At 62.4% G+C, this 14,204-nt stretch carries 12 protein-coding genes; 2 read left to right on the top strand and 10 right to left on the bottom strand.

Annotation, left to right across the window (positions count from 1 at the left end; all coding sequences use genetic code 11):
• Nucleotides 1–67 precede the first annotated feature (67 nt).
• The 8 genes from ACNFCJ_RS00350 to ACNFCJ_RS00315 form a co-directional block, all read right to left on the bottom strand.
• Entirely contained in the window at nt 68–973 is a 906-nt protein-coding gene (locus ACNFCJ_RS00350) for a response regulator (RefSeq protein WP_143507216.1), read from the bottom strand.
• A gap of 135 nt (nt 974–1,108) precedes the next feature.
• Nucleotides 1,109–1,837: a phosphate signaling complex protein PhoU gene (gene phoU / locus ACNFCJ_RS00345; RefSeq protein WP_416769149.1), complete on the bottom strand. Its 729-nt coding sequence runs from the start codon at nt 1,835–1,837 to the stop codon at nt 1,109–1,111.
• A 90-nt stretch (nt 1,838–1,927) separates the two neighbouring features.
• Nucleotides 1,928–2,761 carry a phosphate ABC transporter ATP-binding protein PstB gene (pstB, locus tag ACNFCJ_RS00340; protein WP_021487569.1) on the bottom strand — a complete coding sequence of 278 codons (834 nt, stop codon included), beginning with the start codon at nt 2,759–2,761 and terminating at the stop codon, nt 1,928–1,930.
• A 66-nt stretch (nt 2,762–2,827) separates the two neighbouring features.
• Nucleotides 2,828–4,504 (bottom strand): phosphate ABC transporter permease PstA, encoded by a 1,677-nt coding sequence (pstA, locus tag ACNFCJ_RS00335; protein ID WP_416769147.1) that lies wholly within the window; start codon nt 4,502–4,504, stop codon nt 2,828–2,830.
• Between the two features lie 15 nt (nt 4,505–4,519).
• Entirely contained in the window at nt 4,520–6,805 is a 2,286-nt protein-coding gene (locus ACNFCJ_RS00330; protein WP_416769146.1) for an ABC transporter permease subunit, read from the bottom strand.
• 179 nt (nt 6,806–6,984) lie between these two features.
• Nucleotides 6,985–7,953 carry a PstS family phosphate ABC transporter substrate-binding protein gene (locus ACNFCJ_RS00325; RefSeq protein ID WP_017676440.1) on the bottom strand — a complete coding sequence of 323 codons (969 nt, stop codon included), beginning with the start codon at nt 7,951–7,953 and terminating at the stop codon, nt 6,985–6,987.
• Nucleotides 7,954–8,858: 905 nt separating this feature from the next.
• On the bottom strand, nt 8,859–9,293 hold the full coding sequence (locus ACNFCJ_RS00320; RefSeq protein ID WP_416769144.1) for a ferritin-like domain-containing protein: 435 nt from the start codon (nt 9,291–9,293) through the stop codon (nt 8,859–8,861).
• Nucleotides 9,294–9,360: 67 nt separating this feature from the next.
• Complete coding sequence (locus ACNFCJ_RS00315; RefSeq protein WP_106734709.1) at nt 9,361–10,191, bottom strand: BON domain-containing protein; 831 nt, start codon at nt 10,189–10,191, stop codon at nt 9,361–9,363.
• Nucleotides 10,192–10,401: 210 nt separating this feature from the next.
• Between ACNFCJ_RS00315 and algB the strand changes: the two genes are divergently transcribed.
• Nucleotides 10,402–11,754, top strand: coding sequence for a sigma-54-dependent response regulator transcription factor AlgB (gene algB, locus ACNFCJ_RS00310; RefSeq protein ID WP_106734710.1), 1,353 nt, complete (start codon nt 10,402–10,404; stop codon nt 11,752–11,754).
• A 13-nt stretch (nt 11,755–11,767) separates the two neighbouring features.
• Nucleotides 11,768–13,564, top strand: a complete 1,797-nt coding sequence (locus tag ACNFCJ_RS00305; RefSeq protein WP_256834015.1) for an ATP-binding protein — start codon at nt 11,768–11,770, stop codon at nt 13,562–13,564.
• 89 nt (nt 13,565–13,653) lie between these two features.
• Here ACNFCJ_RS00305 and ACNFCJ_RS00300 read toward each other — a convergent pair whose 3' ends face one another.
• Both ACNFCJ_RS00300 and ACNFCJ_RS00295 read right to left on the bottom strand, forming a co-directional pair.
• On the bottom strand, nt 13,654–13,839 hold the full coding sequence (locus ACNFCJ_RS00300; protein ID WP_416769142.1) for a PA3371 family protein: 186 nt from the start codon (nt 13,837–13,839) through the stop codon (nt 13,654–13,656).
• A gap of 18 nt (nt 13,840–13,857) precedes the next feature.
• Entirely contained in the window at nt 13,858–14,169 is a 312-nt protein-coding gene (locus ACNFCJ_RS00295; protein WP_416769141.1) for a hypothetical protein, read from the bottom strand.
• Nucleotides 14,170–14,204: the final 35 nt, after the last annotated feature.

Here is a 14,204-nt window from a genome sequence, read left to right as displayed (position 1 = left end):
CACCGACCGTCAGGCTGTGAAACGGCTCACCGCCATTGGTCGGCACAGCGCAGCGGATTGCATGCAGCTATGCGCCGGGGCTGAAATGCTTCTGCGCAGTGCCGCGGGCGATCAGCCGCGACAGGTAATCGAGTTTTTGCGGGTCACGGTCGACGAATCGGAAAGTCAGTTGCAGCCATTCGCTGTCGGGCTTGGGTTCGAATGCCACCACCGCGTGCAGGTAGCCATTGAGCCGAGCGGTTTCCGCTGCTTCGCCCTGCTCTAGGTCGAGCACTGCACTCTCCAGCACCTGCGGCAGTTGTTCGGTGCGTTTGACCACTAGCAGTGCCTCCTTGAGGCTCAGCGCCTTGATCACACAAGCCATGCTACCCGCCGGCAAACGCAGCTGACCCTGGCCACGACCGGCTGGCGACTTGCTCGGGGCTGCCGGCGCTGGTGCTGCGCTCGGCTCAGCCTGGCCCGCAGCCGGCACCGGAGCACTGGGTTTGACCACCTCAGCCTTGCCACCGGTGAGCGCGGCCAGCGAATCATTGGCAAAGCCGCCGCTGCTGAGCATCTTCGGCGGCGCGCTGGCGGCCAGAGCCTGCAGCTTGCCGGCGCGGCTCAGCGCCTTCTTCACCTTGGTCACCAGCTGTTCGTTGGAGAAGGGCTTGCCGATGTAGTCGGAAACACCGGCCTGGATCGCCTGCACCACGTTCTCCTTGTCACCGCGGCTGGTGACCATGATGAAGGGCGTGGTTTTCAGGTTGTCCTGCTCGCGGCACCAGGTCAGCAGCTCGAGGCCGGACATCTCCGGCATTTCCCAGTCACAGAGGATCAGGTCGACCACCTGACGGCTCAACATCTGCTGGGCCTTGCGGCCGTTGATCGCTTCCTCGATCTGTACGCCGGGGAAATTATCGCGCAGCCCTTTCTTGACCAGATCACGGATAAAGGTCGCGTCATCCACCACCAGCACACTGACTTTGCTCATCGGCCACTCCTGTACGAATGGCAGTAAGCATAGTCATGGCCAATGGCCTAAGGCCAACGGAAAACGTCGGACGTGCAACAAATCGCGCAAACGAAACGGCCCGGGATTTCCCGGGCCGTCAGCACGCAGCAGGCGTCAGTCCCTGGACTTGCCCTCGACCTCTTCACGCATACGGGTCAGGCCGATGTGGCGCACATCGGCGCCACGCACCAGATAGATCACCAGTTCGGCGATGTTGCGTGCATGATCGCCGATGCGCTCAAGCGAGCGCAGCGCCCAGATCACGTTGAGCACGCGGGAGATCGAACGCGGATCTTCCATCATGAAAGTGACCAGTTCGCGCAGCGCGGTCTTGTACTCGCGGTCGACGGTCTTGTCGTACTGCGCCACCGACAGGGCCAGGTCGGCATCGAAGCGAGCGAAGGCGTCCAGTGCCTCCTGCACCATCTTGCGCACCTGATCACCGATATGACGAACCTCGACATAACCACGCGGCGACTCGCCCTCCTCACACAGCTGGATGGCGCGCTTGGCGATCTTGGTCGACTCGTCGCCGATGCGCTCGAGGTCGATCACCGACTTGGAGATGCTGATGATCAGACGCAGGTCGGAGGCCGCCGGCTGGCGACGGGCGAGAATGCGCACGCATTCTTCGTCAATGTTGCGCTCCATCTGGTTGATCTGGTCGTCGATCTCGCGCACCTGCTGGGCCAGGCCGGAGTCGGCCTCGATCAGTGCGGTGACGGCGTCGTTGACCTGCTTTTCCACCAGGCCGCCCATGGCCAGCAGGTGGCTGCGCACCTCTTCCAGCTCGGCGTTGAACTGCTGGGAGATGTGCTGGGTAAGGTTGTCTTTGTTGATCATGTTTCGCTCCGCGAAAGTCCGGGTAGGGTGCGCCGTGCGCACCACAGGGCAGCTGCAACCGGTGCGCACAGCGCACCCTACGGGGTCAAATCAACCATAGCGACCGGTGATGTAGTCTTCTGTCTGCTTCTTGGCCGGGTTGGTGAACAGGGTGTCGGTATCACCGAACTCGATCAGCTTGCCCATGTACATGAACGCGGTGTAGTCGGAGACACGCGCCGCCTGCTGCATGTTGTGGGTCACGATGACGATGGTGTACTTGCTCTTGAGCTCGTAGATCAGCTCTTCGACCTTCAGCGTGGAGATCGGGTCGAGCGCCGAGCAGGGTTCGTCGAGCAGCAGCACTTCCGGCTGCACGGCCACGGTCCGAGCGATGACCAGACGCTGTTGCTGACCGCCGGACAGGCCGAGGGCCGAGTCGTGCAGACGGTCCTTGACCTCATCCCACAGCGCCGCGCTCTTCAGTGCCCACTCCACCGCCTCATCGAGCACACGCTTGCTGTTGATGCCCTGGATACGCAGGCCATACACCACGTTCTCGTAGATGCTCTTGGGAAAGGGGTTGGGCTTCTGGAACACCATGCCGACGCGGCGACGCAGCTCGGCCACGTCCTCGCCCTTGCGGTAGATGTTGCGCCCGTCGATGTTGATCTCACCTTCCACGCGGCAACCGTCGACCAGGTCATTCATGCGGTTGAAAGTACGCAGCAGGGTCGACTTGCCGCAGCCGGACGGGCCGATGAAGGCGGTCACGCGCTGCTTGGGGATATCCATCTTGACGTCGAACAGCGCCTGCTTCTGGCCGTAGTACAGGTTCAGCCCCGGCACTTCGATGGCCGTGGTCTCGTTGGCCAGGCTCAGGCTCTGCTTGTCACGGCCGAGGGCGGCCAGATCGATACCGTGGGTATGGGTTTCGTGTTGCATAAACTCACTCCGTTCGTAGCTACAAGCTGCAAGCTGCGCACCGGCGGTGCGCGACTCGTAGCTGCGTTAGTGATCCAGCGCCTTGTACTTCTCGCGCAGGTGGTTACGGATATAGACCGCAGTCAGGTTGAGCAGGGCGATAACGATCACTAGCAGCAGCGCAGTGGCGTAAACCAGCGGACGCGCGGCCTCGACGTTGGGGCTCTGGAAGCCGACGTCGTAGATGTGGAAGCCCAGGTGCATGATCTTCTGATCCAGGTGCAGGTAAGGGTAGTTACCGTTGAGCGGCAGGGTCGGTGCCAGTTTCACCACACCCACCAGCATCAGCGGCGCCACCTCACCAGCGGCACGTGCCACGGCCAGGATCAGGCCGGTCATCATCGCCGGGCTGGCCATCGGGATGACCACCTTCCACAGCGTCTCGGCCTTGGTCGCGCCAAGCGCCAGCGAGCCTTCACGCACCGCACGGGGAATCCGCGCCAGGCCCTCCTCGGTGGCGACGATGACCACCGGCAGGGTGAGGATCGCCAGGGTCAGCGAGGCCCACATCAGGCCCGGGGTGCCGAAGGTCGGCGCCGGGGCGGACTCGGGGAAGAACAGCTGGTCGATCGAACCACCCAGCACGTAGACAAAGAAGCCCAGGCCGAACACGCCGTAGACGATCGAAGGTACACCAGCCAGGTTGTTCACCGCGATGCGGATCACCCGGGTCAGTGCGCCCTGGTGCGCGTATTCACGCAGGTACACCGCAGCGATCACGCCGAACGGGGTGACGATCACCGCCATCAGCATGACCATCAGCACGGTGCCGAAGATGGCCGGGAAGATCCCGCCTTCAGTATTGGCCTCACGCGGCTCGGCGCTGACGAATTCCCACAGCTTCATGGCATAGAAACCGAGCTTGTCGACCGTGCCCATGGCGTTCGGGCGGAAGGCGCGGACGATTTTGCCCAGTTCGATTTCGGTCTGGCGTCCATCGCTGGCTGTCAGGGTCACGCTGTCGCGATTGATCTGCTGGGTCAGCGCCACCATGCGCTCTTCGAGCACCTTGTACTCGGCATTCAGTGCATCGCGACGGGCATCCATGTCAGCCTGGGCAGCAGCGTCCAGCTTGTCCTGCAACTGCAGCTTGCGGCCTTCCAGACGAATGCGCTCCAGGCCATGGTTGATACGGCCGATGTCCTTCTTCTCCAGACGCACCAGCTGTGCGTGCAGGTCGTCGACGCGATCCAGGCGCTCCTGCAATGCAGCCCAGGCCGCATCGCCCTCAGCGACCACCTGGCCACTTTCCTTGACGTTGACCAGGTTGCCGTAGAAGTTGCCCCATTCGCGACGCTCCAGCACCGTAATACCCGCTGGCTTGCGCGGGTTGCTCAGCCACTCGCCGACCACCCAAGTGAAGTCGGCGCCGAACAGCTCGCGGTTACCCACTTTCATCAGCTCGCGGGTCATGAATTCGCCGCCCTCTTCGGCGACCGGCAGGCCTGCGGCCGCGAGACGCGCACGCGGCACTTCCTCGACCTGCACCACCTCACCCAGCATCACCCGTGCTTCCTGACCAGGCACCTGGTAGTCGGCTTCGAGGATGTCGGCCGGCCAGAAGTGGCCCAGGCCACGAGAGGCGATCACCGCCAGCAGACCAAGGGTCATGATGATGGCGATGGCAACCGCGCCACCGCTCATCCACACGCCCGGAGCGCCGCTCTTGTACCAGGATTTCAGGTTGTTCTGTTTCACGGACATATACCTTCCAAAACCTTAGAGCGACGAATACTTGGTGCGCAGACGCTGACGAATCAGCTCGGCCAGGGTGTTCATGACGAAGGTGAACAACAGCAGCACCATGGCGGCCAGGAACAACACACGGTAGTGAGTGCCGCCAACCTCAGACTCGGGCATTTCCACCGCGACGTTGGCCGCCAGGGTGCGCATGCCTTCGAAGATATTCATGTCCATGATCGGCGTGTTGCCGGTGGCCATCAGTACGATCATGGTCTCGCCCACCGCGCGGCCCATGCCGATCATCAGCGCCGAGAAGATGCCCGGGCTGGCGGTGAGAATCACCACGCGGGTCAGGGTCTGCCAGGGCGTCGCACCGAGGGCCAGGGAGCCGAAAGTCAGGCTCTTGGGCACACTGAACACGGCGTCTTCGGCGATGGAGTAGATGTTCGGGATCACCGCGAAGCCCATCGCCAGGCCCACCACCAGGGCGTTGCGCTGGTCGAAGGGAATGCCCAGGTCGTTGGACAGCCACAGGCGCATGTTGCCGCCGAACAGCCAGTTTTCCAGATGACCACTGATGCCGATGGAGAACCAGCCCACGGCAATCACTACCGGAATCAGCAGCGCCGCTTCCCAGCCCTCGGGAACGCGATGGCGGATGGACTCAGGCAGCTTGGTCCAGAGGAAACCGAACAGCAGAATGCCTACCGGCGTCAGCAACAACAGGCTGAAGATGCCGGGTAAGTGGTTCTCCAGAAACGGCGCGAGGAACAGACCGGCAAAGAAGCCGAGAATCACCGTCGGCAGCGCCTCCATCAGCTCGATCACCGGCTTGACCTTGGTGCGCATGCGCGGCGCCATGAAGTAGGCGGTGTAGATCGCTGCAGCCACGGCCAGCGGCGCAGCCAGGAGCATGGCGTAGAACGCCGCCTTGAGGGTACCGAAGGCCAGCGGCGACAGGCTCAGCTTGGCTTCGAAGTCGGTGTTGGCGGAAGTGGACTGCCAGACGTAGTCAGGCTCCGGGTAGCTTTCGTACCAGACCTTGCCCCACAGCGAGCTCCAGGAAATTTCCGGGTGCGGGTTATCCACCACGAAGCGCTGCAGCTTGCCGTCCGACTCGACCAGCACACGACTGGCACGCGGCGACAGGGCGGCGATGGCGCTGCCTTTGGCGACCTGCTCCTTGAGCAGGGTGCGGTGCGCGGTGCTGTGGAAGATGCCCAGGCGCCCGTCGGCATCCAGGGCCATGAAGCCTTTGCGGCGCTCTTCGGGAAGGATCTGGGTGATTGCGCTGTCGCCGAGCTGGAAGCTGCGGATCGACTGGAAGGTGGACTTGCCATCCTGGTCGCGCACCATGAACCACTGCTGGATGCCACCCTTAGCGTCGCCGATCATGATCGAGATGCCACCGAGCAGACTGGTGGCGCTGGTCACGCGATTGGAACCGCCCTTGAGCAGTTCGTAGCGGCCATTGAGGCCACGTTTGCGCAGATCGAAAACGTCGGCACTGGAATCGCCGTTGAACACATACAGCCACATCTGCCGCGGGTCGAGAATCAGCTGACTGATCGGCTCGCCGATCTGCGGCAGGTTGATGCGCTCCTCGCTGACACTCACCTCGCCGGTGAACAGGTTCTCTTCGCGAGCGAGGCTGATCAGGTGCAGCTCGTTGCCCGTGGAGCCAGCCAGCATCAGCGTGCCGCTGTTGAGATTGACGGCGATGTGCTCGAGCGGACGCCCCTGCGGATCGACCTCGATCGGTGCTTCACCGTAGGGGTATTCGATCTGCGGCGCGATGGCCCGTACGTTATCCGGGTAGGTGATCTTGTAACTGTGCTGAATGATCAGCGCCTGGCCGTTGGACAGGCCCAGGACCACGCGGCGCGTACCCGGCTGATCCTGACCGACGGAGGCGACGCTGACGCCTTGCGGCAGTGGCAATTGCAGGCGCTGCAGGGCTTCGCCACTCTTGAGCTCGAAGAACTGCACGGCGCCGGAAGTATCCAGGCGCATGGCGACCTGGTTCTGCTCTTCCACGGCGAGAAGCAATGGCGCCTGGGCCTCGGCCAGCCAGGCCGGTTGCTGAGCCTTGCGCGACTCGAGCTCGGCGCCCTGGAACATGGGCAGCACGACATGGGCGAGGTAGAAGAAGATAAGGGTGATGGCACCGAGCACCGCCAGACCACCGATGGAGACGTACCAACGCGCCATGCGGTCCTTCAACGCGCGCAGACGGCGCTTGCGTTGCAGGGCGGGCGTGTTGAAGTCGATCCCTAGAGGGTTCTGCGAACGGTTCATGGATTCGTTTGCCAAGTCATTCATGCGAGAAGTCTCTGCGCGGGCTTGATTGCAGCGCATACGGCTGCCCAGGCTTGTCAATTTAGCGGGCTTGTATGACAGAAAGATTACAGTCTACTGACATGACAAAGCCCGCCACCCATGGGGTGGCGGGTTCGTCGAATGGCCTCGCTAGCTAGAGCCAGGCCATCAGGCTGGAAGCCTTACAGACCCAGGTCCTTCATCGCTTTATCGGCGACCTTGGACGGCAGCGGGATGTAACCATCCTTCATCACGACTTCCTGGCCCTGCTTGGACAGCACCAGCTTGATGAACTCGGCATCCAGCGGGCTCAGCGGCTGGTTCGGCGCCTTGTTGACGTAGACGTAGAAGAAGCGAGCCAGCGGGAACTTGCCAGCCAGAGCGTTCTCTTCCGACGCCTCGAAGGCTTCACCGCCCTTCTTCGACAGCGGCACGGCGCGGACGCTGGAGGTCTTGTAGCCGATGCCCGAGTAACCGATGGCGTTCAGGGTGCTGGAGATCGACTGGACAACCGAAGCCGAACCCGGCTGCTCGTTGACGTTGGACTTGAAGTCGCCTTTGCACAGGGCTTCTTCCTTGAAGTAGCCGTAGGTGCCGGATACCGAGTTACGACCGAACAGTTGCAGCGGCTTGCCAGCCCACTCGCCGGTCAGACCGAGGTCACCCCAGGTCTTGATGTCCTTGTCGCCACCGCACAGACGGGTGCTGGAGAAAATCGCATCGACCTGCTCGATCGACAGCGACTTGATCGGGTTATCCTTGTGTACGAACACGGCCAGGGCGTCGATGGCAACCGGAACGGCGGTCGGCTTGTAGCCGTACTTCTCTTCGAAGGCCTGGATCTCGCTGTCCTTCATCGGACGGCTCATCGGCCCCATGTTGGCGGTACCTTCGGTCAGCGCAGGTGGCGCAGTGGAGGAACCAGCGGCCTGGATCTGGATGTTGACGTTGGGGTAGTTCTTCTTGAACTCTTCTGCCCACAGGGTCATCAGGTTGGCCAGCGAGTCGGAACCGACGCTGGACAGGTTGCCCGATACACCGGAAGTCTTTTCATAGGTCGGCAGAGCCGGGTCGACGGCGGCTACAGCAGATACGGCGCTTACGCCAGCGGCGGCGAAAGTCAGGGCCGCCATCAAACGCTTCAGTTTCATGCCTTGCTCCTAGCAGGATAGTGTTGGATGGAACGGGCCCAAGTATCTGCAGGCCACGTGAACACTCTATGAAACGAATGTGACAGTTAAATGAACGTCGACGAGTTTCGGTTGCGGCAGAGAGAAAGTACTTCGGATGGTTTGGGGAAGTGTGAGTGATACCGGACTGGCAAATAAGTGTGTGCTTTCGGTGCTGGCACTATCCGTTAGCGCGTCGTCTGAACGTTTAGGTTTCGCCCCTTACGGGCGAGTCACTTTCTCTTGCTTGCCTAAGAGAAAGTAACCAAAGAGAAGGGCACCCCACCATCCGGCCCCGGCTGCGCCTGGGTTCCCTCGCTACATCACCACTCCAGGGGCCCGCCACGAAGGGCCATCCCTGGCCCATCGTGGCTCTCGCGACATCCATGTCGCTCAACCCCTTACGCGGCGATTTCACTCAGCCTCCTGAAGGGGACTTGGGCGTCGTCTGTGAGATCGCGCTTCAAGAGCAAAAGCCAAACGCTACCGACTTTGATCTTCCAAAGATTTCGCAAGCTCGCGACCCGGTCCCCTTCAGGAGGCCGAGTGGAGGTGTTGCGTAGGGGAGCGAGCCGCATGGATGCGGCGAGAGGCTTAATGGGCCAGGGATGGCCCATGTAAGCCGGCCCCCGGAGCGGCACCGGAGCGAGGGAAGTTTCGCGCAGCGAAACCCGGATGTCGGGGTGCCCTTCTTTGGCACACCTTTCTTGGGCAAGCAAGAAAGGTGTGGCGCCCGTAAGGGGCGCAACCCAAACGCTCAGCGCACGCGGTAACGGATAGTGCTAAGCCAGTAAGCGATACGCGCACAAACTTACCAATCCGATCTGCCCAACAAAAAAAGCCCCCACACGCAGTGCGTGCAGGGGCTCGTAACAGCGTCGCAGTGATTACTGCATATTCTGCTTCAGCGCCCGCATACGGTCGTGGCAAGCCCGCACCTTAGGCATCTCCACGGCCAACAGGGCACGGACATCATTGTCCGCGCTTTCCAGCGCATCTTCGAAGGCATGCAGAATACGGTCCTCTGCTTCCTCCAGCTGTGCCACATAGGTGGCATCTTCATCCTTGGCCAGGGTCGCGCGGGTGTCGGCGTAGAACTGGCGCAGCTTGCCCAGCATGGTGCCGCCAGACGCCGGCTCGCTCTGGTTGGCGGCGACCTTGACGCTCAGCGCATCGATCACCTGAGTCTTGGCACGCACCATGTCACGGAACAGCGCCTGCAGGCGGATATCCTTGACCTCATCGTGGGCATGCTCGTAGAAGCGCTTGCCGTCGCGGGTAATCTCGATCAGTTCATTGAGTTGTGCGGTCTTGCTGCTCATGGATTCTCTCCTTGGCTATGGGACTTGCAGATATCGGCCACGACAGTGGCCGGAGGGGTGAAGGGGTTCAACTGTTGATACGCAGGGCATCTGCATCGACGCCACGCACGCCGCGAATGTTGCGGGCGATCTCGACCGCCAGGCGCTTCTCGGCGCTGCTCAGCACACTGCCGCGCAGGCTGACGAGACCGTCGTCGGTGTTCACCGAAATGTTCATGGCGTCCAGGTTACGGCTGTAGAGAAAGCTGGCCTTGACCTTACTGGTGATCCAGCTGTCGCTGATGTTCTCGCGCGCTTCGTCGAGGGTGGTTTGCACTTCGCTGCTACTGCTGTCGGCAGTGCTGATGCTGAGGTGGTTGAACACCTCGCGCACACCATCGGTATTGGCTGCCAGTTGCCCCGCCAACTCCTTGGCCGCGGGCGTCTGTGCGTGACCACTCAGGGTGATGTTGCCGGTCTCGCTCTTGACCTGAATGTCCAGGCCACGGGTGTTGCTGTTCCACAGCAGCTTGGACTTGACCGTGGCGGCGAGGCTGGCGTCCTCGAGACGCTGCACCATCCCCGGCGGGTTGCCCTCGACGGCATCGCTGCCGACTTCGATGCGATTGTTCACCGAGTCGATGCCCTCTATGCTCAGCGCCACCTGCTCGGCCAGCTCCTTCTGCACGTCGTTCTCGACCTTGCCACCGAGGGTGGCCACGCCATCCTCCACGTCGATCTTGAGCTTGAACGGGTTGAGATGGCGGTTGAGCGCGAAGGCAGTCCAGATCGAGCCTTCCTGGCGCGCAGCTTCGAGCTGCGAAGCCAGCGCGCCCTCGGCAGCCTGGCTGGCCAATGGAGTCAGGCCGAGCAGCAAAGCAGTGCTGGCGGCCAGCATCAAGGGTTTGAACGGGGGCATGAGTTCACTCCTGTTCGTGAGACGATACGAGGAATATGGCAAGCCCCATGCCAGCCATGAAAGAACATAAATACCATGTAAAACAATAACTTAAACACAGTAAAGGCACCCTGCCTGCATGCAGGGTGCAGTATCTGCGCATTCAGGCCGTGCAACTTGCACGGTTTTTACCTGACTAAGCTGCATCGACCAGCAAGACGGAGCACATACATGGCAGTTGCAGAGCAAACCAGCGGGCGCATTCTGCTGGTGGATGACGAAGCGGCAATCCTGCGTACCTTCCGCTACTGCCTTGAAGATGAAGGCTATGACGTCGCCGGGGCCAGCAGCGCGGCGCAAGCCGAAGCGCTGTTGCATCGACAGGTGTTTGACCTGTGCTTCCTCGACCTGCGCCTGGGCGAGGACAACGGTCTCGACCTGCTGGCGCAGATGCGCATCCAGGCGCCGTGGATGCGCGTGGTGATCGTCACTGCCCACTCGGCCGTGGACACAGCGGTCGACGCCATCCAGGCCGGCGCCGCCGATTATCTGGTCAAACCCTGCACTCCCGATCAACTGCGCCTGGCGGCCGCCAAGCAGCTGGAAGTGCGCACCCTGGCCGCGCGCCTGGAAGCGCTGGAGGGCGAGGTGCGCAAGGTCAAGGACGGGCTCGATTCACACAGCCCGGCGATGATGTCGATCCTGGAAACCGCGCGCCAGGTTGCGGCCACCGACGCCAATATCCTCATCCTCGGTGAGTCCGGCACCGGCAAGGGCGAGCTGGCCCGCGCCATTCACGGCTGGAGCCGCCGCGCCAAGCGCACCTGCGTGACCATCAACTGCCCGTCGCTGACTGCCGAGCTGATGGAGAGCGAATTGTTCGGCCATGCCCGTGGCTCCTTCACCGGCGCCAGCGAAAGCACCCAGGGCCGCGTCAGCCAGGCCGATGGCGGTACCCTGTTCCTCGACGAGATCGGCGACTTCCCGCTGACGCTGCAACCCAAGCTGCTGCGCTTCATCCAGGACAAGGAATACGAGCGCGTCGGCGACCCGGTCACGCGCCGCGCCGATGTACGCATCGTCGCCGCCACCAACCTGGATCTCGACGAAATGGTCCGTGAGGGGCGTTTCCGCGAAGACCTGCTCTACCGCCTCAACGTCATCACCCTCAAGCTGCCGCCACTGCGCGAACGCCACGAAGACGTGATGTCCCTGGCCGAACGCTTTCTCGCCCGTTTCGTCAGCGACTACGGCCGTCCGGCCTGCGCCTTCAGCCCCGAAGCGGCAGCGGCTCTGCAGGCCTATCGCTGGCCAGGCAATATCCGCGAACTGCGCAACGTCATCGAGCGTGCCAGCATCATCTGCCAGAGCGAGACCGTGGAGATTGCCCACCTCGGCCTCGGTGGCAGCAACGAAGCACCAACCAGCACCGTGCGGGTCGGCGCACCGATGAGCCTCGAGGAGCTGGAGAAGGCCCACATCGCTGCGGTATTGGCCAGCAGCAGCACCCTCGACATGGCGGCCAAGACACTGGGTATCGATACCTCGACCCTCTATCGCAAACGCAAGCAGTACAACCTCTAACCATGGGACCACCATGAAGCTGTCGATGAAGCTTCGCACGCGCCTGTTTCTCAGCATTTCGGCGCTGATCACCGTGGCCCTGCTGGGCCTGCTGCTCGGCCTGTTCAGCGTCACGCAGATGTCACACAGCCAGAGCGACCTGATCCAGCGCGGCTTCGATGCCGTGCGAATCGGTCAGAAGCTGCGTCAGCACCTGGGCGACGAGCTGATGGTGCTGATCGACCAACAGCCCGACGCACAACGCCTGGAAGCCATCCGCCAGTCATTCCGCGCCGCCTTCGACGAGGGCTTTCAGGCCAACCTTGGCCAGGAGTACGCAAGTGCACTGGAACAGGCATCAGCGCTTTATGACGAGATGGAAAGAATGGCGAGCGAGGGCACCCCGGCAGGTCAGACGCCGCACAACCTGGCCAACTACAAACCTTTCACCGACGCCTTCCAGCACCTGCGCAACCATCTGCTGGAACAGCAGGACCAGGTCGTCGCCTGGGTGATCGCCGCTGAGCGCAAAGCCGCCGAACGTTCGCGATTGATCGCCGGGCTGCTGGTGCTGACGGGCCTGGCAGTGCTGGCGATCGGAGTGCTCACCGCCCATGGCATCGCCCGCCGTTTCGGCGCGCCCATCGACATGCTGGTGCGCGCCGCCGACCAGATCGGCCAGGGCAAATACGATGTGGTGCTGCCGGTCTCGCCCGTGGTGGAACTGGCAGTGCTGAGCCGTCGCTTCGGCCTGATGACCGAGGCACTGCGCGAGTACCATTCGAGCAACCTCAACCAGTTGCTCAGCAGCGAAGGCCGCCTGAAAGCCGTGCTCGACAGCATCGACGATGGCCTGGTCATCCTCGACGAGCAGGGCCGTATCGAGCACGCCAACCCCGTGGCGCTGCGCCAGCTGTCCTGGCAGGCCGATATCCTCGGTCAACCGATCGGGCCGCTGCTGCCGGACCACGCCGTCGACGAGGCGCTGCGCCAGGTGTTGGCAGGCGAGCTGCTGCACGAGCCGCCAGCCGACCTGCAGATCGAGCGCGCTGGTGAAACCCGCCTGCTGGCCTGGGCGCTGACACCGGTGCAGGTGAGCGAAGGTGGCAGCGTAGGGGCCGTGATGGTGCTACGCGACGTCACCAAGCAACGCGCCTTCGAACGTGTGCGCAGCGAATTCATCCTGCGTGCCTCGCACGAGCTGCGCACGCCGATCACCGGCATGCACATGGCCTTCAGCTTGCTACGCGAGCGCCTCTCGCTGCCGCCGAGTGGCCGTGAGCAGGAGCTGATGCGCACCGTCGACGAGGAAATGCATCGCCTGGTGCAGTTGATCGACGATCTGCTGAATTTCTCGCGCTACCAGAACGGCATGCAGACCCTGCAGCGCCGTCCCTGCGACCTGGCCGAGATGATCCGGCAGACGCCGCAGCGCTTTGTCGAGAAGACCTCCGAGCGTGAAGTGACACTGGTCTGCGAGGTTCACGAACCGCTGCCGCGCCTGAGCCTCGATGCTGCACAACTGGAGCGACTGATCGACAACCTGATCGACAATGCCCTGCGCTACAGCAACCCGGGTGATGAGGTGCGGCTACAGGTACGCCGCCAAGGCGAGCAGGTGATCGTCAGCGTACAGGATGGCGGCGAAGGCATCCCCTTCGAGCAGCAGGCTCGTATCTTCGAGCCCTTCGTTCAGGTTGGCAGACGCAAGGGTGGCGTTGGTCTCGGCTTGGCGCTGGCGCGGGAGATCGTGCAGTTGCACGGCGGCCAGATCGGCGTTCACTCCCGCCCGGGCGAAGGCGCCAACTTCTATTTCAGCCTACCGATCTGAGGCTGGTGAGCAGACACCGGGCAATTCGCTCACAATAAAAAACGCCGCGGTCTTCGCGGCGTTTTTGGTTTTCTCAGTGCGGTTCAGCTTCAGCGCAGCACCGGGTCGAACTTGATGCGGCGTCCGGCCATCAGCGCGACCAGAAAGCCCGCACCGAAGACGACGCTACTACCCTTGAGCAGCAGGGCGACACCCTCGTGCAGAGTTGGGCTCAGCCACAGCGCGGCCAGGCTCGACAGGGTCATGATCAACAACAGTAAGGCACTTCTGGACATGGCGGGACTCCTTGTCGGTCAGAACACCCAGCGAGGGGTGCTGTTAGCAGGACGGGGTTCACGGTTGGCGGTACCGGTCTCGCCATCGTCAGAAATGCGCAGCCACTGCGCATCGTCACCGATGGCCCCGACAGCGCGGGTGGGCTGGGCGGGCAGTTCGGCTGAGCCGTCCTGCTGCGCAGCGACACGAGATTCCCACACCGGCGAGTTGGAGAGGGTGAACTCGGCCGTTTTTGCAATGGCTCCAGTCGAACCACTGAAATCTTTGGCGTAAGCCCCGTTGACCAGCAATGCAGCGACGCAAAACAGGCTCACTCGGACGATGTTCATGACGCTTCTCCATCAGCAGGTCAGTCGGTGGCTTA

The sequence above is a fragment of the Pseudomonas sp. NY15364 genome (assembly GCF_048068235.1).
In the GTDB taxonomy this organism is placed as follows: Bacteria; Pseudomonadota; Gammaproteobacteria; order Pseudomonadales; family Pseudomonadaceae; genus Aquipseudomonas; species Aquipseudomonas mendocina_D.
Note: the sequence above shows the minus strand (reverse complement) of the source record. Positions and strands in the feature narration are given on the sequence as shown.

Coding starts and splice junctions, on each gene's coding strand:
- ACNFCJ_RS00300 (WP_416769142.1), bottom strand. CDS start 13,839: ATGTCCAGAAGTGCCTTACTGTTGTTGATCATGACCCTGTCGAGCCTG.
- ACNFCJ_RS00305 (WP_256834015.1), top strand. CDS start 11,768: ATGAAGCTGTCGATGAAGCTTCGCACGCGCCTGTTTCTCAGCATTTCG.
- ACNFCJ_RS00320 (WP_416769144.1), bottom strand. CDS start 9,293: ATGAGCAGCAAGACCGCACAACTCAATGAACTGATCGAGATTACCCGC.
- ACNFCJ_RS00350 (WP_143507216.1), bottom strand. CDS start 973: ATGAGCAAAGTCAGTGTGCTGGTGGTGGATGACGCGACCTTTATCCGT.
- ACNFCJ_RS00325 (WP_017676440.1), bottom strand. CDS start 7,953: ATGAAACTGAAGCGTTTGATGGCGGCCCTGACTTTCGCCGCCGCTGGC.
- ACNFCJ_RS00295 (WP_416769141.1), bottom strand. CDS start 14,169: ATGAACATCGTCCGAGTGAGCCTGTTTTGCGTCGCTGCATTGCTGGTC.
- ACNFCJ_RS00315 (WP_106734709.1), bottom strand. CDS start 10,191: ATGCCCCCGTTCAAACCCTTGATGCTGGCCGCCAGCACTGCTTTGCTG.
- pstB (WP_021487569.1), bottom strand. CDS start 2,761: ATGCAACACGAAACCCATACCCACGGTATCGATCTGGCCGCCCTCGGC.
- algB (WP_106734710.1), top strand. CDS start 10,402: ATGGCAGTTGCAGAGCAAACCAGCGGGCGCATTCTGCTGGTGGATGAC.
- phoU (WP_416769149.1), bottom strand. CDS start 1,837: ATGATCAACAAAGACAACCTTACCCAGCACATCTCCCAGCAGTTCAAC.
- pstA (WP_416769147.1), bottom strand. CDS start 4,504: ATGTCCGTGAAACAGAACAACCTGAAATCCTGGTACAAGAGCGGCGCT.
- ACNFCJ_RS00330 (WP_416769146.1), bottom strand. CDS start 6,805: ATGAATGACTTGGCAAACGAATCCATGAACCGTTCGCAGAACCCTCTA.